This is a genomic window from Colwellia sp. 6_MG-2023 (assembly GCF_030547765.1).
Lineage (GTDB): Bacteria > Pseudomonadota > Gammaproteobacteria > Enterobacterales > Alteromonadaceae > Colwellia.
Genome location: NZ_JAUOPP010000013.1, coordinates 106,061 through 125,488, shown reverse-complemented (window position 1 = coordinate 125,488; position 19,428 = coordinate 106,061). Strand labels below are relative to the sequence as shown.

The 19,428-nt window shown below is 35.6% G+C and carries 18 protein-coding genes and 1 pseudogene; 6 read left to right on the top strand and 13 right to left on the bottom strand.

Going from position 1 to position 19,428, the window contains the following annotated elements; translation table 11 throughout:
- Nucleotides 1–152 precede the first annotated feature (152 nt).
- The 5 genes and pseudogenes from Q4503_RS10225 to Q4503_RS10205 all read right to left on the bottom strand — a co-directional run.
- Nucleotides 153–272 (bottom strand): annotated as a pseudogene (locus tag Q4503_RS10225) (IS630 family transposase); the annotation flags it as partial.
- Between the two features lie 457 nt (nucleotides 273–729).
- The gene (gdhA, locus tag Q4503_RS10220) at nucleotides 730–2,082 is read right to left on the bottom strand and encodes an NADP-specific glutamate dehydrogenase (RefSeq protein ID WP_303602194.1); all 1,353 of its coding nucleotides are present in this window, start codon (nucleotides 2,080–2,082) and stop codon (nucleotides 730–732) included.
- 335 nt (nucleotides 2,083–2,417) lie between these two features.
- On the bottom strand, nucleotides 2,418–2,756 hold the full coding sequence (locus tag Q4503_RS10215) for a stress response translation initiation inhibitor YciH (protein ID WP_303602198.1): 339 nt from the start codon (nucleotides 2,754–2,756) through the stop codon (nucleotides 2,418–2,420).
- Between the two features lie 249 nt (nucleotides 2,757–3,005).
- The gene (locus Q4503_RS10210; RefSeq protein ID WP_215974445.1) at nucleotides 3,006–3,932 is read right to left on the bottom strand and encodes an electron transfer flavoprotein subunit alpha/FixB family protein; all 927 of its coding nucleotides are present in this window, start codon (nucleotides 3,930–3,932) and stop codon (nucleotides 3,006–3,008) included.
- Nucleotides 3,929–4,681, bottom strand: coding sequence for an electron transfer flavoprotein subunit beta/FixA family protein (locus Q4503_RS10205; protein WP_215974444.1), 753 nt, complete (start codon nucleotides 4,679–4,681; stop codon nucleotides 3,929–3,931). The genes Q4503_RS10210 and Q4503_RS10205 overlap by 4 nt, the downstream gene beginning before the upstream one ends.
- 369 nt (nucleotides 4,682–5,050) lie before the next feature.
- Between Q4503_RS10205 and Q4503_RS10200 the strand changes: the two genes are divergently transcribed.
- Nucleotides 5,051–6,712 (top strand): electron transfer flavoprotein-ubiquinone oxidoreductase, encoded by a 1,662-nt coding sequence (locus tag Q4503_RS10200; protein ID WP_215974443.1) that lies wholly within the window; start codon nucleotides 5,051–5,053, stop codon nucleotides 6,710–6,712.
- 65 nt (nucleotides 6,713–6,777) lie between these two features.
- On the opposite strand, the gene Q4503_RS10195 is transcribed toward Q4503_RS10200, so the two are convergent.
- From Q4503_RS10195 to Q4503_RS10180, 4 genes are all read right to left on the bottom strand, one after another.
- Nucleotides 6,778–7,557: a DUF2884 family protein gene (locus tag Q4503_RS10195; RefSeq protein WP_303602193.1), complete on the bottom strand. Its 780-nt coding sequence runs from the start codon at nucleotides 7,555–7,557 to the stop codon at nucleotides 6,778–6,780.
- A gap of 7 nt (nucleotides 7,558–7,564) precedes the next feature.
- Entirely contained in the window at nucleotides 7,565–9,253 is a 1,689-nt protein-coding gene (locus tag Q4503_RS10190; protein ID WP_303602192.1) for a DUF342 domain-containing protein, read from the bottom strand.
- A gap of 107 nt (nucleotides 9,254–9,360) precedes the next feature.
- The gene (locus tag Q4503_RS10185) at nucleotides 9,361–9,687 is read right to left on the bottom strand and encodes a hypothetical protein (protein ID WP_215974440.1); all 327 of its coding nucleotides are present in this window, start codon (nucleotides 9,685–9,687) and stop codon (nucleotides 9,361–9,363) included.
- 189 nt (nucleotides 9,688–9,876) lie between these two features.
- Nucleotides 9,877–11,169 (bottom strand): CinA family nicotinamide mononucleotide deamidase-related protein, encoded by a 1,293-nt coding sequence (locus tag Q4503_RS10180; RefSeq protein ID WP_303602191.1) that lies wholly within the window; start codon nucleotides 11,167–11,169, stop codon nucleotides 9,877–9,879.
- A 254-nt stretch (nucleotides 11,170–11,423) separates the two neighbouring features.
- Between Q4503_RS10180 and Q4503_RS10175 the strand changes: the two genes are divergently transcribed.
- The 3 genes from Q4503_RS10175 (at nucleotide 11,424) to Q4503_RS10165 (ending at nucleotide 13,436) form a co-directional block, all read left to right on the top strand.
- A complete protein-coding gene (locus Q4503_RS10175; RefSeq protein ID WP_252727682.1) occupies nucleotides 11,424–11,816 on the top strand; it encodes a hypothetical protein in 393 nt (130 codons plus the stop codon).
- A gap of 31 nt (nucleotides 11,817–11,847) precedes the next feature.
- Entirely contained in the window at nucleotides 11,848–12,756 is a 909-nt protein-coding gene (gene dapA, locus Q4503_RS10170) for a 4-hydroxy-tetrahydrodipicolinate synthase (protein ID WP_215974438.1), read from the top strand.
- A gap of 80 nt (nucleotides 12,757–12,836) precedes the next feature.
- Nucleotides 12,837–13,436, top strand: a complete 600-nt coding sequence (locus Q4503_RS10165) for a DUF2238 domain-containing protein (RefSeq protein WP_215974466.1) — start codon at nucleotides 12,837–12,839, stop codon at nucleotides 13,434–13,436.
- 216 nt (nucleotides 13,437–13,652) lie between these two features.
- Here the strand turns inward: Q4503_RS10165 and Q4503_RS10160 are convergent, their stop codons facing one another.
- Complete coding sequence (locus Q4503_RS10160) at nucleotides 13,653–14,555, bottom strand: RluA family pseudouridine synthase (protein WP_215974437.1); 903 nt, start codon at nucleotides 14,553–14,555, stop codon at nucleotides 13,653–13,655.
- A 104-nt stretch (nucleotides 14,556–14,659) separates the two neighbouring features.
- Here Q4503_RS10160 and Q4503_RS10155 point away from each other — a divergent pair, with 104 nt between their 5' ends.
- On the top strand, nucleotides 14,660–14,995 hold the full coding sequence (locus Q4503_RS10155) for a ribonuclease E inhibitor RraB (protein WP_215974436.1): 336 nt from the start codon (nucleotides 14,660–14,662) through the stop codon (nucleotides 14,993–14,995).
- 26 nt (nucleotides 14,996–15,021) lie between these two features.
- Nucleotides 15,022–15,279 (top strand): hypothetical protein, encoded by a 258-nt coding sequence (locus tag Q4503_RS10150; RefSeq protein ID WP_252727680.1) that lies wholly within the window; start codon nucleotides 15,022–15,024, stop codon nucleotides 15,277–15,279.
- A gap of 113 nt (nucleotides 15,280–15,392) precedes the next feature.
- On the opposite strand, the gene argS is transcribed toward Q4503_RS10150, so the two are convergent.
- The 3 genes from argS to Q4503_RS10135 form a co-directional block, all read right to left on the bottom strand.
- Nucleotides 15,393–17,153, bottom strand: coding sequence for an arginine--tRNA ligase (gene argS, locus Q4503_RS10145; protein ID WP_303602190.1), 1,761 nt, complete (start codon nucleotides 17,151–17,153; stop codon nucleotides 15,393–15,395).
- Between the two features lie 175 nt (nucleotides 17,154–17,328).
- The gene (gene prfC, locus Q4503_RS10140) at nucleotides 17,329–18,912 is read right to left on the bottom strand and encodes a peptide chain release factor 3 (RefSeq protein WP_303602197.1); all 1,584 of its coding nucleotides are present in this window, start codon (nucleotides 18,910–18,912) and stop codon (nucleotides 17,329–17,331) included.
- 156 nt (nucleotides 18,913–19,068) lie between these two features.
- On the bottom strand, nucleotides 19,069–19,263 hold the full coding sequence (locus Q4503_RS10135) for an AlpA family transcriptional regulator (protein WP_303602189.1): 195 nt from the start codon (nucleotides 19,261–19,263) through the stop codon (nucleotides 19,069–19,071).
- Between the last annotated feature and the right edge of the window lie 165 nt (nucleotides 19,264–19,428).

Here is a 19,428-nt window from a genome sequence, read left to right as displayed (position 1 = left end):
TGTGCGATCAAACCTGATGGAGGCCGACTACAAGGTAAGGATGTACAATATTACATTGCTCAAGAGTTTGGTGTTATACCAATTCCATCTTAAATTGTTCCCACTTCAATCCAATTTCTACTACACATTTTCGTTACTCGCTTAGCATCACTAATGAATGAGTTCCATGCATCTGAGCAAGCACCCAGGATGTCATCATATCCCTTAAAACACTTGTTCGCTAAATGATGTTGACGCAATCAACTCCATACTTGTTCTATTGGGTTAAACTGGTCGATTAATTAATCCGTTTGATATTATTAAGTTTTTCAGCTTTTTGAAAATAGTAGGCTTTTAAAGTTAGTGTGGCTACTTGGACTTTAATATTTATGAGTGTTATGGATAAAAGATGAGTACAGGGGAAATCATCCATGATTAACAATCCCTGTTTTTCTCATCCATCAGTAGCTTCATGCCACCTAGCTTAATCCTTCAAGCCTCCATAACAAGTTATTCCTACTTGTGTTGTTACCAACATTTAAAGCATAGGACAAAAATTATTAATTGCCAATTTTTTTGTGTATTTTTTGTACATTTTTTAGTTTGGTTTTACTAAGTATAGATGGAGTGAATAATGAGGAGGAGTTTTTATAGAGTGTTTAAATAGTTACATAACAAATTAGATTACGTTAATGCTAAATGTAATCTAATTTGTATAATATCAGTCTTTATAAAATAGCGTTGAGAAGCCTAAACAACACCTTGCTCTAACATGGCATCAGCTACACGTTTAAAACCAGCTATATTTGAGCCTAATACCAGATTACCGGGTTGGCCAAACTCGATTGCTGTTTGGTGGGCAGTTTCAAAAATATTTTTCATAATAATTTGTAATTTTTGATCGACCTCTTCGAATGACCAGGTTTGCATACTTGCGTTTTGTGCCATTTCTAATTGGCTTGTTGACACCCCTCCTGCATTAGCTGCTTTACCTGGACCATAAGAAATTTTAGCATCAATGAGTGTGTTTATGGCATCTTGTGTTGAAGGCATATTTGCCCCTTCGCTGACAAGCTGGCATCCATTGGCAATTAATGCTTTTGCATCAGCAAGAGTTAATTCGTTTTGAGTCGCACAAGGGAATGCTGCATCTGCTTTAATACGCCATACGGCATGACCATCACTAGGATATTCTGACGTTGGTATAAATTTAGCATCGTTATGTTCGGTTAAATAAGCTTCTAGACTTTTTCTTGATTTTTCTTTCAATTGTTTCACTAACGTTAAATCAATACCAGATTCATGAAAAATAGTACCGGTAGAGTCGGTACAAGTAATAGGTGTCGCTCCTAACTGATAAAGTTTTTCCATTGCATATATAGCTACGTTACCAGAGCCTGAAACTAGACATTTCTTATTTTTTAAAGATTCATCTTTAATTGAAAGCATATTCTCAGCAAAATAAACGACGCCATATCCTGTTGCTTCTTTACGAACGAGTGATCCACCCCATAATAAACTTTTCCCAGTTAATACCCCTTCATATCTGCCAGTTAATCTCTTATATTGGCCAAACATATAGCCAATCTCTCGCGCTCCTACGCCAATATCGCCCGCTGGAACATCGGTAGTTGGCCCTATATGTCGATATAGCTCGGTCATAAATGATTGGCAAAAACGCATAATTTCGTCATCAGATTTTCCTTTAGGGTTAAAGTTTGAACCACCTTTTCCACCCCCAATCGGTAAACCTGTTAAAGCGTTTTTAAAAATTTGTTCAAATCCTAAAAATTTAATAATGCTTGCATTAACACTAGGATGGAATCTTAAACCACCTTTATATGGACCTAAAGCTGAATTGAATTCAATACGGTAGCCTTTATTTACTTGTATCTGACCTTGATCATCTACCCACGGAACACGAAACATTATTTGTCTTTCTGGCTCAACTAAACGCTGAATAATAGCTTGTTGCTGATATAACTTATTACTTTCCAAGATAGGTGCTAATGACTCTAGTACCTCTTCAACTGCTTGGTAAAATTCACACTGCGCTGGACTTGTGTTTTTTAAATCAGAAATTGTTTCATGAATATATGACATATAATTTATCCTTTTAATTATTTATCAGTAAAGGTATACCCAATTATTTTATAGAAAAGGATAGAGATAGGAATATTTGAGGCGTGGCTAAATAAAAATACCGTCTTTACTATGGTAAGGTTTCGTTTTATTGCTGTTATTATCAAAAAATTAATCTTTAAAGTAAATCTATTTTAAGCAATATCCTAGCTCGTTTTGTTCCTAATAAATATACAATTACTGTTAGTGTTTTTATACATTTGTTGAGTAGGGCGGGCTTAGATGTGAATCAAGTTAATCAAATAGGAAGTGTGAATTTCGAAGATACCTTGATTGATATCACAAGCTCTTACTGACTACCCACCAATAAATTTAACTTTATAGCCATTTTTTTCTAAAAGTTCTTTTATTAACTCTCTTTTATCGCCCTGAACTTCAATTGTTTCAGCGACAACACTACCACCTGTACCACAGCTCTTTTTTAATTTACTAGCGAGAGATTTTAACTCTGTGTTATTTAATCCTAAGCCACTAATAACAATTACACCTTTACCTTTTCTGCCTTTGGTTTCTCTACGAACATGGGCAAAGCCATCACTTGGCATTACATTGACGTTTTGTTTTTTAGCTTTTATACGGCCAGTGTTGGTGGAGTATACTAATGATTCATCTGTATCTGATTGATCATTATCTATATTAACAGGTGCTTTCCCAAAAGCTGAAGCAAGGTCTGCAAGGCTTGAAAGTTTTTCTTTCATTGTAATAAATACCTAGTTAGTTGATATCAAATTGATAAGAGTAGTAAATTGACTGATTTTTTATTTAATCAAGCCTATATTAAAATATTAAATTAAAGAAGTAGATGAAAAAAAACCACTACTAAGAGTGGTTTTATTATAGCAAGTTAAATCTTAAAGGCAGACTTACTTTATTTAATATAATGTTTATAACTTACTTTCAAGCTCTGGTAAAGCATCAAATAAATCAGCAACAATACCGTAATCAGCTACTTGGAAAATAGGAGCTTCAGGATCTTTGTTAATCGCTACAATGATCTTTGAATCTTTCATCCCTGCTAAATGTTGAATAGCACCACTAATACCAACAGCAATATATAAGTCAGGAGCAACAATTTTACCTGTTTGACCTACTTGCATGTCGTTAGGTACAAAACCGGCGTCAACAGCAGCACGTGAAGCACCAATTGCTGCACCAAGCTTATCAGCAATACCGTCAAGTAACTTGAAGTTATCGCCATTTTGCATACCACGACCACCTGATATAACAATACTAGCGGCACCTAAGTCTGGACGTTCAGATTTAGTTAGCTCATCACTTACATGGCTTGAATTACCTGCGTCAGTCACAGTATCAATTGCAACAACTTCTGCGTTACCGTCTGTAGCTACAGCATCGAAGCCTGTAGAGCGTACTGTGATAACCTTTTTACTATCTAAACTTTGTACTGTCGCAATAGCGTTGCCTGCATAAATTGGTCGAACAAATGTATCACTACTTTCTACTGCAATAATGTCTGAAATTTGTGTTACATCTAATAATGCCGCTACTCGTGGCATAAAGTTTTTGCCTGTTGTTAATGCAGTAGCAATAATGTGTTCATAGTCTGCGGCTAACTCTGTAACTAACAAGCTAACATTTTCTGCCAATTGGTGCTCATAAGCTACATTATCGGCAGCTAAAACTTTACTAACCCCATTAACTTTAGCCGCAGCATCAACAACGCTTTGGCAATTATAACCAGCTACTAATAATGTAATGTCGCCACCAATCGCTTGAGCGGCGGCAACTGTTTTTAAGGTTTCAGCCTTTAATGTGCTGTTATCGTGTTCTGCAAATACTAAAATACTCATGAGATCACCTTGGCTTCATTTTTTAATTTTTCTACTAATTCATCAATAGTTTCAACAACAATACCTGCTTGACGCTCTGCTGGTGGTGTTACTTTTAGTAACTTAGTACGTGGCGATAAATCAATGCCAAAATCAGCGGCGTTTTTAACGTCTAATGGTTTACGTTTTGCTTTCATAATATTAGGTAATGATGCATAACGAGGCTCATTTAAACGTAAATCAGTTGTTACGATAGCGGGCATGTTCAGTGCTAGTGTTTGTAAACCACCGTCAATTTCACGAGTAACATTTACTTTATCGCCATCAATTTTCACTTCAGAAGCAAAAGTACCTTGTGGCATACCAGTAAGAGCCGCTAACATTTGACCAGTTTGATTGTTATCACTATCAATTGCTTGTTTACCTAAAATAACTAATTGAGGTTGCTCTTCTTCAACAATTTTTTGTAAAAGTTTAGCGATATTTAATGAGTCTAAATTTTCATCTGTTTCAATTTGAATAGCACGATCTGCGCCTAACGCTAATGCGGTACGCAATTGTTCTTGACAAGATTTATTGCCAACAGAAACGGCTATAACTTCTGTTGCAACACCAGCTTCTTTTAAACGAACAGCTTCTTCTACTGCTATTTCACAAAATGGGTTGATTGCCATTTTTACATTAGCAAGATCAACATTGGAGTTATCAGGTTTTACACGAACCTTGACGTTATAATCAATTACACGTTTTATTGGAACTAATATTTTCATCGTTGCCTCTGGTTTTTTTTATTCAGTATAGTAATTAATTCTGCATGAAAATTAATTTAGTAAAAGACTAAGTTATATCGTAATTGTCATTTGTAAAAAGATTACTATTGCTTGACGTAAACGTCAACGTAATCTTAGTTAAAACTTTCAAAGTAGGATACACTATCTTTAACCTCTGAAGTGATTATAGTTTTTTAAACAGCTAACCAATTTGTAGTATAGTAGAAAAGGCTAATTTAACTACAGTAAAGGTTTTTCTAAGAAAATACCGCCTTGCTTGGCAACTGTTAATAAGATAATATCAAACACCTGTTTTAATATCAAACAACTGTTTGAATTTTTATAAATAAAATAATATTGGGAGATACCATGGAACGTGAATCGATGGATTTTGACGTAGTAATTGTTGGCGCAGGCCCAGCTGGCTTGTCTACTGCATGTCGTTTAATGCAATTAGCACAAGAGAAGCAACAAGAACTAATGGTGTGTGTAGTGGAGAAAGGCTCTGAAGTTGGCGCACATATTCTTTCAGGTGCAGTGTTTGAACCAAAAGCTTTAAATGAACTATTTCCTGATTGGCAAGATAAAGGTGCTCCTTTAACAACTAAAGTGACTGGCGATGATATTTATTTATTAAATAGTGACAGTAATGGTATTAAGCTACCCGGGTTTTCAGTCCCTAAAACAATGCATAATGATGGAAACTATATTGTTAGTATGGGAAATGTATGTCGTTGGCTAGCAGAGCAAGCTGAACAATTAGGTGTAGAAATATTTCCAGGTTTCCCTGCGCAAAGTGTTATTTATAATGACGACGGTAGTGTTGGCGGTATTATTACAGGTGATATGGGCTTAGATGCTCAAGGGAATGAAAAAGATTCTTTTATGCCTGGGATGGAGCTTCGTGCAAAATATACGGTTTTTGCTGAAGGCTGTCGCGGACATTTAGGGAAAGAATTAATCGCTAAATTTGGCTTAGATACTGATGTTTCTCCTCAGCACTATGGTTTAGGGTTTAAAGAAATTTGGGATATTGATCCTGAAAAACATCAAGAAGGTTTAGTTGTTCATACTGCTGGTTGGCCATTAGACAAAGATACTACGGGTGGTGGTTATTTGTATCATGCGGAGAACAATCAAGTTTTTGTTGGATTAATTGTTGATTTAAATTATAGCAATCCTCACTTAAGTCCATTTGATGAATTTCAACGTTATAAACACCATCCTAAAATTAGTCAGTACCTTGAGGGCGGTAAACGTGTTTCTTATGGTGCACGTGCGATGGCGAAAGGCGGGTTCAATTCTTTACCTAAAATGACTATGCCTGGTGCTCTGTTAGTCGGTTGTGATGCTGGCACAATTAATTTTGCTAAAATCAAAGGTAATCATACTGCGATGAAATCGGGTATGTTAGCCGCAGAAGCAATTATAGAAACCCTTATTGTTAATGACAGTATTAGTGAAGAAGGTAAGCAAGATATAACCTTATATACTGATAAGTTTAAAGATTCTTGGTTATATGAGGAATTATATAATACGCGTAATTTCGGCCCTGCAATGCATAAGTTTGGTACAATGCTTGGTGGCGTGTATAACACAATAGATCAAAACATTTTTGGCGGTAAGCTACCATTTAACTTTAAAGATGACAGTCTAGATTACGATCAACTTAAATTAGCTTCACAAGTAGTTGTTATTAATTATCCTAAACCAGATAACAAATTAAGCTTTGATAAACTTTCATCGGTATTTTTATCAAATACCAATCATGAAGAAGAGCAACCTTGTCACTTAAAGCTTGCTGATAATAATATTCCAATCGCAGTTAATTTGGCTAAGTTTAATGAACCTGCACAGCGTTACTGTCCTGCAGGTGTTTATGAGGTGGAAAAAACAGAGGAGGGTGATAAGTTTGTTATTAATGCTCAAAACTGTATTCACTGTAAAACTTGTGATATCAAAGATCCAAGCCAAAATATTACTTGGGTAACACCTGAAGGAACCGGTGGTCCAAATTATCCTAATATGTAGTATTATGTAAGATGGATAACAAAAAGTTGCGACAAAGTTCGCAACTTTTTGTTTTTAGCTTAATGCTAATTTATTTCTATTAAATTGAAGTTTTTAAGGGGGTGGATTGAGTGATGAATTTTTTTCTCAATTTCAGCTAATTCAGTTAATTTAAAACAAAATTGTTCAGCTTTGTTCTTTAAAGCAGTTGCACCAGCACTTATTTCTAATTCTAAATCTTTTCCCATGGTATCCATTCTATTGTCGAATGTAGAAAGACGCTGTTCACTACCATTATCGTCAGAATTATCACTTATCATAGCTTCACCTACAGCTAATAATATTGTACCGATTGAATCAGAAATTATTTCTTCAATTTCTTGTTCAAATTCGCCAGTAAAGATGTCATCAAAGTCGGCAAAATCTTGTGGTGCTATATAGTAGTTATTAGCACTTTGATTAAAGCGAGTACGAACTCTCCATTTTAGTTCATCAAATCTTGCTTGGATTTTTTGTTGAGAAGCGCTATTTTCACCTGTTAAGCTAGCAATCGCTTTATTTACAGCTTTTAAACCAATATCAACACCTTCTATCGCAATAGAAACTATTTCTGGTACTTGAGCGCGTATTCCGAGAGAAAACTTTTGAATTAACGCTACTTGTTCATTCGTTAGTGCTATTTCTCGCCCTTCAACAAAAAGTTGTTTTTCATCATTAATTTGTACAATCGTTCTGCTACGGTCAATGATCCGAATATGATTAGGGTCAATGATTACGCCATAATTAAAATTTACACTACACTGCTTAGCAGCGGTATTAAAACTAAATAAGCTGGTGCATATTAATAAAATATATAGTTTTGTCATAATATTTTTACGTATTAACAATGGGATCTATGTGAATTTTTCGATCTTTGTAATTCATTTTACTTGGACCATATTCTTTTCGAGTTCTATCGTTAATATCACCTAAAATAAATTGCACACCATGATATAACTTATCTGTCGCTTCAATAGAAACACTTTCCATATAGGCTTGTACGATATTCTCATGTTCTTCTTTTTCAAATAGAATTTCACCCATACGTTTAGCATGGAATTGGTATGTTGAAATAACTTTAGATAACATCTCCGTGTTAGCTGGACTTTTAGGGAGTTGTTTTAGTTTGTCGCTGGCTGTTTTTAGTTCGGTTGTTTTGTCATTTTCAAACTGTAGTCGTGATTCGATATCTTGCATTTTGTCATTGAGTTTATTAATAATATTTTCGAAGCTTATAATTGTATTATTTCCAGCTGTAGCCCCTATAGAACCAGCGCTAACATTTTTACCTGCTTTAATATAACCACCAATGAGTACGCCGTTAGCATGGTCTTCTGAGCCAACTTTTAAATTACCATTAACATTAATTAAACTATGGAGTAATTGCTTTTCAATGCGGATATCTTTACTACAACTAATCTGTGCGTATTGGCAATACTTTGCATATAAGTTACCTTTTGAGTTTACACTAACGCTCATTTTTACATCGGTAATCTTAGTGGCTTCAACATCGTGCTTATGACCAATAATACCGCCAGAGATGGTAACATCACCACCTGACTCAATCATAGCAGACTCGACACAACCACCTACGGTAATATCACCACTAGCAATTACTTTCATACCTTCGTTGACATCACCTTCAATAATCACACCACCGGTAAAGTTAATATTACCAGACCCTACAGTAACATTTTTAACCCTGTAGACTTCATCTACTTCCATGCCATTTGGGATCATTTTGGGTAATCCTACCCTTTGGGAAACAAGTATATTTTTGTTGGTTGAACTTATTTCTGTACCATCACCTGCGACTAGAGTTATATCATTTCCTGGTTCTGCAATTAAGGGAGCTGCGGTTACTGTGTAGCCATTTTCTCCAAGAGTATGAGGGATTTTTTCTGCGAGAGGCTCACCAACTTTGACACAAATGATGTCACCTAGGTCTCGCATATCAACGCTACCATCATTTCTTTGTTTGGGGCGTAAAATACGAGATTGGGCACTTTCAACAAGTGGCTTTATTACAGCGTCTTTACCTTTTATTGCTTGTTTACCTGTTGCTATTTGTAAACTCACTAAGCTTAATGGCTTTTCTTTTGCGGCTAATTGAGCAAGCTTAACAAGTTGTTCTTTACTATACCCTTTGTTTACACCACTTGCTTGAGCTGCTTCTAGAATAGCTTTTGCAGATAAATTTTTACCACCTTGTGCTGCTGTTATTTCAGCACTGGCAGCCATTTGATCACTGTCGATCGATACTGAGATGGTTGCATCAATTCGCTCTAACACTTGGTAGGTTATTTCTCGACCAAACTTACCACTTTGTAATGGTTTTAGCACATCATTTAATTCAGCAATCGCATTTTTAATATTTGCAATGTTGATATGTAATCGGCTGTATTCAGACTGCTCAATTAGCTCTAGAATTGTGGTTTCTGTAATCTGATCGCCGTCTTTAATTGGCTTTATTATTAAATCAACATTATTTTTGTCATTAGCAATTAAACTGAATTGGGTCATAAGAAATACTCCGATATTATTATTAATAAATCAACCTAACCTAATGACTTAAATGGTTTAGCTAAATTAGTTTTCTAATTCATATTATTAAACGCTATATGGAAAGACTATATATAATTATCTTGATGAATTTTAATAAAACTATTTGTGTTCGTTTTGCTATAATCGACCTTATACTCTCGTCCATCCAGAGCCTGTATAAATAATAGCGTTTTTACTTCACTAAATATTTCGCTTGATTCAACATGAACAATCTCTTGATAAGCTTTTTTGGCTATAGAGCGTTTTTCTGGAATCAATCCTTTATAAATTCCAATACCTCTATGACTAACTATTACAATGGGATGATCCCCATTAATAATTAATAGATCAAACTTTTTTATTTTGTGAATTATGGTGTTTCGACCACTGGTAATAAAGTTTTTTTCAGCCAAAATTGACTCCTACATATAAAACAGCATTATTGCTCAGCTAGCTATTGCTTAATTAGCTATTTTTAATTAATTGTTTAAACAGTTAGCATAATAACGTAACTGTTTGTTTATCTAAATATATAAATGTAAATATATAAATTTTTGTCTTTACATTGGTTATGGGTGCATAAAAAACAGGCGTATAATATTTTATTTTCTTTTACGTTCGGTAATATATAATGGCGTTTCCTGGCTCTTAATCAACTCTCTTCTAATTAAATCTAAGCCAATAGCCGCAACATACTTTTGGAAATAATGCCTTGATAAAGGCATTAATAAACAAATAGATTTTAAATTATTTTTATTTCCCCAAGCTATACATACAGTACCAACTGGTTTTTCTTCACTACCTCCTTCAGGTCCAGCAATACCGGATACCGCTATCGCTAAATCAGCTGATGATCTTTCTAAAGCACCTTGTGCCATCGCAATAACAACTTCTTCGCTAACAGCGCCATGTTCAACTAATAACTGCTCAGGTACACCTAATAACTTGCTTTTCATACTATTACTATAAGTGACAAAGCCAGCTTCAAACAGTGCAGAAGAGCCAGGTACTTGCGTTATCATGCTAGCAATTAATCCGCCAGTGCATGACTCTGCTGTAGTTATTTTTAAATTTTCATCGGCTATTTTTGACAGTACATGGTCTGCCATAGATAAAGGTTTCGTATCAATACGTGCAATTAGGTGATCACCTAAAACCTTTATTAGTTTTGCTTCCCATAAGTGTTTTTGTTGATGAGCCTCTTGATTAGTGGTAGTTAATTTTATCTCTAATAATGGCATGCCAGCTCGAAAACCTAAATCAATATTATCAGGCCAATCGGGTAGTTGCTCATCTACCATTTTTTGTAAAACAGATTCACCTAAACCAAATACTTGCAAACGAGTAACATCTGAAATGAGATCATTCGGTAGTCCTTTAGCGATATCTGGTGCTATTTCTTCTACTAACATGGTCTTTAACTCATTAGGAACGCCTGGAGTACAGTAAATATCACAATGTAAATGATTTACTTTGAAACCAACTGCACTACCGTTTTTATTAGGAATAATACCGCAGTCTTTAGGAAGTATCGTTTGCTTTAAGTTAGGTGCATTTAACGTTGCACCTCTTCGTTTACACCAATGAGTTAAGTGGTCTAATGCTTGTGGATGTTCGGCTAGTTCAACATCTGTTGCTTTGGCTAATGCTAATGCTGTTAAGTCATCTATTGTTGGACCTAAGCCGCCATTAATAATTAAAATATCACTTTGCTCTGCCAGTAAATTTATTTCATTGATCAATAATGCTAAATCGTCAGCTATGGTCACTTTTCTTGTTATTTCTAATCCTAGCTCTTTTAATTGCTGTGCGATCATAGCTGAATTGCTGTCAACAATATCACCAGCCATTAATTCATTCCCCGTTAATAACAATTGCACATTTGGTTTCGTCATCGGCTTTAATCTCATTTCAATAAAAAAAATTTTATATAATCTAAACCTTTTTAAAACGAGTTACATCTAAATCTTTATAAAATTCATTCGAAGGTATGTAATTTTTAAAACATTAATACATTTAGTGTTAAGTAAGATGAAGGAAGGTAAAAATTATTTTGTTTGGATAATGCTTAATTTAGGTATATATATTAATTTCTAATTCGTATAATAAGAAAGTGGTTTTTGCTTTTCTTTTCAGTGAGCAACTTATAGTGAAATATGAAAGAGAGTTATTATGTGGGCGTTGGTTTCGTGAAGATACTCAAACGCCTAATAAAAAAATTATAGAGTATGCTCAAATAAATGCTGATGGCAGTTTTGAATTTACCTTTATAACCTTGCAAGTCACAGTTGGTGCAGCAGAAAAAATTGTTGAGCAAGTAACAGAATTAGGTGATTGGGGCTTAGTAGGCGATATTCACTTTACAATTACTAAAGATGAAATTGTAGATGAACTCCTTTATGCTGCTGATCTAAATGATGGTAATAATTACCATGCTTATAAGGTATTACAGTTAAATCATCACGTTTTCGAATATCAGCATGTTGAGACAAATGAAACTTTTATAATGCGAAAAGTTACTGACAATATTGGTCATTGTTAGTTTATCTATCAATTTAAAAGCTAGGAAAATAATGAATAAGTTCAAAGCAGCCAGTTTAATTACTGCAATAAAAACACCTTATACAAGCGAAGGTGAAATTGATTTAAATACTTATGACACCCTTGTTAAAAAACAAATAGAGGCAGGTGTAGACGGTATTGTAGTTGGCGGTACAACAGGTGAAGGACATTTACTTAGTTGGGAAGAGCACTTAATATTAATTGCCCACAGTGTCCATGAATTTGGTGATAAACTATTAATTATTGGTAATACGGGCAGTAATAATACAAGTGAAGCTATTAAAGCAACAAAACATGGTTTTGCTGCAGGTATGGACGCTACATTACAAATAAACCCTTATTATGGTCGCACATCCATTGCGGGTGTGCTTGAGCATTTTACTCATACCTTAGATATTGGTCCTACATTTATTTATAATGTAGCAGGGCGCACAGGTCAAGATATAACGCCTGATATGATTGAAGTATTAGCAAAACATAAAAACTTTATTGGTGTGAAAGAATGTGGTGGCAACGAACGTATTGCTCATTACGAAAAACAAGGTATTGCTTGTTGGTCTGGCAATGATGATGAGTGTCATACTGCACGACATCAACATGGCTCACACGGTACAATTTCTGTTGCGTCTAATATTATTCCTGGCTTAATGCGCCAGTTGATGGATAAAGAAAGTACTGAATTGAATAGTCGTTTACAAAGCTTAATAAAATGGCTTTTCTGTGAACCTAACCCTATTGCCATTAATACTGCATTAATGATGACTGGTGCGGTATCAACTAATTTTCGTTTACCTTATAAAGCCTTAACAAAAGAGCAAAGACAAGAAGGGTTAGATTTATTAGCGGCACTTAATACGAGTGACCTTGTCGGTGAATCTTTATCATTACTTGATGATGATGCTTTTAAATATTGTATTTAGTTTTGTCAACATTAACATCAAAAGACTAAAAACTTAAAATTACAAAGCGAAAAGTGAGTAGTGAAAAAGAATGGCAGACAATGAATAAATACTTATGGGCTTTTATATACCTAGCAACACTGCTGTGGTCAGCTATTGCCCCTAAAGATTACCTTACTTGGTTTCTTGAAGTGCTACCAGCGGTGATAGGTGCGGTAATATTATTATTCACCTACTACTCTTTTCGGTTAACACCTTTACTTTATGTTTTAATATTACTGCATTGTGTTATTTTGATGATTGGTGGTCACTATACTTATGCAGAAGTGCCATTATTTGACACGATTAAAGATATTTTTAATTTAGATCGTAATAACTATGACAAAGTAGGGCACTTTGCACAGGGATTTGTACCAGCAATTCTTGCCCGTGAGATATTAATCCGGAAACAGGTGGTGAATGGTAAAACGTGGCTTAATACTTTTATAATCTCTATCTGCTTAGCATTTAGTGCCTTTTATGAGTTAATCGAGTGGTGGGTTGCTATTTTAAGCGGAGAAAATGCTGAAGCATTCTTAGGTACGCAAGGTTATATTTGGGATACACAATCAGATATGGCTATAGCATTAGTAGGTGCCATTTGTGCGATAGTTTTCCTTGCTAAGTATCACGATAAGCAATTGAATTCAGCCATCTCGTAGGTCACTACCGGTATCATTCCTTTGGTGGCTATTTTCTCATTGCGTGTGTCACCATTTCTTTCACTCCGTAGGTATCTTAATGAGGAATTCCAAGGGTGTGGTTGAATAAAATGAGAGATTCTGAATCAAGTTCGGAATGGCGACAAATCGCCGTTATTCCGTAGGTGTCTTGATACGGAATCCCATCCGTGTGGTTGAATAGCTCAGGATGCTACCTTAAACAAAACTCAGTTTAAGCGCATCAGGAATCTCAAATTTCTTTTGAATTGGTTGCCCTTGTTCAGTAGAAAATGGACAAATAAAAGATAAACTTACCGCACATAGTTGCAAGTTCTTTGTTGAATCACTATTCGCAATACCATGTAATCTATCACCTACAACAGGAAAGCCAATACTGGCGGCATGAATACGTATTTGATGTTTTCTCCCTGTATCTATTTTGACACTAATAAGCGACTGATCATGAGTTCTATCATAAGCTAAGCAAGTAAAAATGCTGCGAGCGGCTTTCTCGTCTACTTCGCTAGATATAATTTGTGGCTGCGGGTTAGTGCTATGGTTGCCGTGTACAATAATTTGGTAATTTTTGGCGAGTAAATTACCGGTAGTAGAACGACTTTCAAACATATTAGTTAATGCTCTTGCCGCTTTTTTACTGTGTGCAATGAGTATTAATCCCGTGGCGGCTTTATCTAAACGATGAACAATGAAAACAGGTCGTTCAGGTGTTAAATGTTGTTGAGCAAACCTCGCAATAGTACAATGGTCACTCCACTTAGAGCCTTGCGACAACATGCCAAAAGGTTTGTACCACACGCTATATTTACCCTCATCACTAATTAGCCTTGCATCAGTTACCTCACTGGCAAGTACGGCTTCATTATAGTAGAAGTGTAACTTATCTGTAGGTAATAGCGCTTTTTTTACACGTCTTAACCGTTGCGTGTGTTTACCGCGCGTTAGCCATAAAGCACCTTTACTGATCGCTTGCTTAATTTGACTTGTGCTAAGGGCATACTCTGTTTCTTTCAAGCTGGCGCAGAGTACAGCTAAAGCGGTATTACTTATATCATTAAGTGTTGGGTCAAATGTTATATGGTGTTCGAAGATAAGAGTCATAGATGTTAAAAAGGTGGAAAAGATATAAAGCTTAGTTTAACACTTTTACGCGCTAAACGTTATCAGGTAAGATAGACGTTTATATAGATGTTAAAGAGTGTAATATGAGTCGTGATTTAAGCCTTTTCCCCCAAGACAATATTGGTAATTTCCTGTGGGAGCTTGAGCAAAGTGGTGGTGATCTAGAAGTTCCAAGAGAAGTCGAATTCTCAGTATTATTTCCATCGCAGACGTTAGCGTTACAATTTGGTCAATTATTACTTGAGAATAATCAAAAGTTATCTTTTACACCTTTTGAAGATGATGAAGCCTATCCTTGGGAAATAACAGCTTACCCAGAAATGCCGTTAAGTCATGAGAATATTAGTGCTTATCAAGAGTTATTAGAAGCGAGTTGTGCGCCTTTAAACGGCAAGTTTGATGGCTTTTACTGTGTTTAGCTTTTCATATAAAAGAAGAAAGAATAATGATAGATATTGAAAAGTTTGCAGCATTACAAAAAGCGAGTAAAGACTCATTTGCCAAACAAAAACAAATGATGAAAAAAGTTATGGCAGGACAAACTGTTATTTGCCCTGAATGTCAGCAACCACTGCTACTTTCTACTCCAAAGCAAGCTAAGTCAGATAAGAGTAAGCAGGAAAAACTCACTACTGACAGTAGTATTATTCCTGGTATTCGTTGTAAAAAAGGCTGTACTGATCTGCAGTTAGATTTTGCTTAGCTAATGCTAAATAGTTAACTGGCATAGTCAATTCATGAGACTCCGTATTCGGTGAACAACGGAATCTCATGGTTTTTACTTGTAAGATAGGCTTTACTTGTAAAAATTGACTTTTACATACGGTCCATTACTTCAATACCTAGAATGTCTAAGCCTTGTTTTAATGTATCTGAAACTACTTGGCATAATGCTAAACGTGATGTTTTTACGTCATCACTAATGTCTTCTTTAAGAATAGGGCAGGCTTCATAAAAAGTCATATACAGGCTAGCTAATTCGTAAAGGTAATTACATAATAAGTTCGGTGTACATTCACTAATTACTGCATCAATCGTGTCTTCAAGTTGTAATATCTTTAAGGCAAGCGCCTTTTCTTGTGGCTCAATAATATTAATCGTTACATCATTTTTTAATGTACTAGGCTTAATACCCGCTTTAGAAAAAATACTTTGAATTCGTGAGTAAGCATATTGTAAATAAGGTGCTGTTGCACCTTCAAAGCTCAACATAGTTTTCCAGTTGAAGATGTAATCACTGGTACGGTTTTTAGATAAGTCAGCAAATTTAACAGCGCCTATACCTACTTTCTTAGAGATTAGCGCTAAATCATCGTCGCTAATTTCAGGGTTTTTCTCTTTAATTAAAGCGCTTGCACGAATAACCGCTTCATCAAGTAATTCAGCTAGCTTAATTGTGCCACCGGTACGTGTTTTAAATGGTTTTCCATCATCCCCCATCATCATACCAAACGGACAATGCTGATAGCCGACATTTTCAGGTAAGAAGCCAGCTTTACGAGCAACAATTTCAACTTGTTTAAAATGCAGTGCTTGGCGAGCATCCGTAAATATGATGATACGATCAGCAGCTAACTTACCGCTACGGTAACGACAGGCTGATAAATCGGTAGTTGCATACAAGAAGCCACCACCAGATTTCTGTACTATAAATACTGATGGCTCACCGTCTTTATTTGCCATTTCATCAATGAAAACAACTTTAGCGCCTTGATCTTCAACCGCGATATTTTTTGCTATTAACTCATCGATAACGGTAGATAAGTCATCGTTATAAGCACTTTCACCCATAATGTCAGAACGTTTTAATGAGACATTAAGCTTTTCGTAAATCTCTTCACTGTGGGTAATAGAAATATCAATAAACTGTTGCCATAATTTAGCACAGGCTTCATCACCACTTTGTAATTTAACTACGTCAGCACGAGCTCTATCGGCAAAGCCTTCCTCGTTGTCAAAGCGAATTTTTGCTTCGCGATAAAAATTTTCTAAATCAGCAAGTGCTGTTTCAGCAACTTCATTACCTGCCAGTTTATCGCTTAAATGAGCGATTAACATGCCAAATTGCGTGCCCCAATCACCCATGTGGTTTTGGCGAATAACCTTGTCACCACGAAATTCTAAAGCACGTACAACTGCGTCACCAATAATAGTTGAACGTAAATGACCAACATGCATTTCTTTAGCTAGGTTAGGTGCGGAGTAATCAACAACCACTGTTTTCGCGTCATCATTAGCGTTAACACCACGTTGTGTCACGCCGGTAAAGTCATCTTTAGCGACTTGGTTTAGTTGAGCTGTTAACCAAGCTTCATCTAAATGAATATTAATAAAGCCTGGGCCTGCCAGCTCAACTTTGCTTGCGATACCAGATAAATCTAATTGCTCAACAACGTTAGTCGCTAATTCACGTGGATTAGTTTTAAGTTTTTTCGCTGCACCCATCACACCATTGGCTTGATAGTCACCAAATTGTGGACGGTTTGACAAACTAATAGCGGGGTTAGTGTCTTCAGGTAAACCAGCAGCAACCATAGCGGCACTAACTTTTTCGGCAAGTATTTGTTTAATATTCATATTGTTTAATCTTTTCGTTTATTTTATTCGTTTGCCAATAGTAGTTCACGTATTTTGCAAACTAAATTGGATTTTAGTAAAGCCGTTAAGCAATTTTATCAGGGAGCATAGGCTCCTATGTGACTAGATAAAATTACGCCGACAATACCGCAAAAAATTTATTTAGGAAGCAAAATTAGTGTTCACGGGTTGAATGGAACGCTATTTCTGGATGACGCTCTTGCGCTAGAGACAAATTAACCATCGTTGGTGCAATATACGTTAAGTTATCACCTCCATCTAATGCTAAGTTATCCCCCGCTTTCTTCTTAAACTGCTCTAGAGTACGTTCATCATCACAAGTACACCAACGTGCTGTTGCTACGCTAATTGGTTCATAAATCGCATCAACCTTATATTCAGTTCTTAAGCGTTGCACAACCACTTCAAACTGAAGAACACCAACAGCGCCAACAATCATGTCGTTGTTAATAAATGGTCTAAATACTTGAACGGCACCTTCTTCAGATAACTGAATTAAGCCTTTTTGTAATTGTTTGGCTTTAAGCGGATCACGTAAACGAATACGACGGAACATTTCAGGTGCAAAGTTAGGAATACCACTAAACTTCATATCTTCACCAGCAGTAAAACTATCGCCAATTTGAATGCTACCGTGGTTATGTAGCCCAATAATATCGCCGGCGTAAGCCTCTTCAACATTTGAACGATCGCCTGCCATAAAGGTTACCGCGTCAGCAATTTTAACATCTTTACCTAAGCGAACTTGTTTCATTTTCATGCCTTTTTCATATTTGCCTGAACAAATACGCATGAAAGCAATACGGTCACGATGTTTAGGGTCCATATTGGCTTGAATTTTAAATACAAAGCCAGAAAATTTTTCTTCTTCCGCATGAACAGTACGAACATTTGTTTCACGAGGAAGTGGCTTAGGTGCCCATTTTGTTAAGCCTTCAAGCATATGGTCAACGCCAAAGTTACCTAAAGCTGTACCAAAAAATACCGGTGTTAATTCACCTTTTAAAAATTCTTCTAAATTAAACTCGTGTGATGCACCTTGCACAAGTTCTAACTCATCTCGTAAATCTTCTGCATAACTACCAACAGCTGCATCAAGCTCTGGGTTGTCTAAACCTTTAATAATGCGAACATCTTGAATCATATGACCTAAGCCAGACTGATATAAAAAAGTTTCGTTAGTGATTAAGTTATAAACACCTTTAAACTCTTTACCCATACCTATTGGCCAGGTGATAGGAGCACATTTAATTTTTAGTACATCTTCCACTTCATCCATCACTTCCATTGGATCACGTACATCGCGATCCATTTTGTTCATGAAAGTAATAATAGGTGTATCGCGTAAACGAGTAACTTCCATTAATTTAATGGTACGTGCTTCAACACCTTTAGCTACATCAATAACCATCAAACATGAATCAACCGCTGTTAAAGTACGGTAAGTATCTTCAGAAAAATCTTCATGACCTGGCGTATCAAGCAAGTTAACTAAACAATTATTGTAAGGAAATTGCATTACTGAAGTAGTAATTGAAATACCACGATCTTTTTCCATTTCCATCCAATCAGATTTTGCATGTTGACCTGATTTCTTGCCTTTTACCGTACCGGCTTTTTGTAGGGCTTGACCAAATAAAAGTACTTTTTCAGTTATAGTCGTTTTACCCGCATCAGGATGCGAAATGATAGCGAAAGTACGTCTAAGGTTGACTTGCTTGGCTTGTGGTGTAGTCATTTTTTTAAAAGTCTCGTTGGTGTACATACTGGTGTACATAAAATGCTTTTCTTAACCTTTCGGCTATTTCTGCATTGTTCAATAATTCGCGCATTGTAGCATAAAATAAAAAAGCCGCGATATGCGACTTTATATAAATTACCACATGATTTAATTCTAAGTAGCATCATATTGGTCTTTGTTAATATAATTCTCTATATCAGTTTTCCTCCATTTGTTCGGGAAACCTTTTATTGCGGGTTTGGGAAAATTTTTTGTATTACTATTCATCCAATTGTTGATTGTTCTTGAAGTGACATCAAATATTCTGCAAACATCTTTTGTTGCTAATAATTGTGGTATTGATGACATATATTTCTCCTTGATAAGTTTTGTTTAATTAATCGCGCTATTGTTTGCCAAAGATTAAACTCTTGACGATTTTAATTACTATAAAGCAGTTTTTATATCTGATATCGAACCTGCTTAAGAATGATATAATATCGAAATAAATGGGTTACAGAATTATCAGAGGAC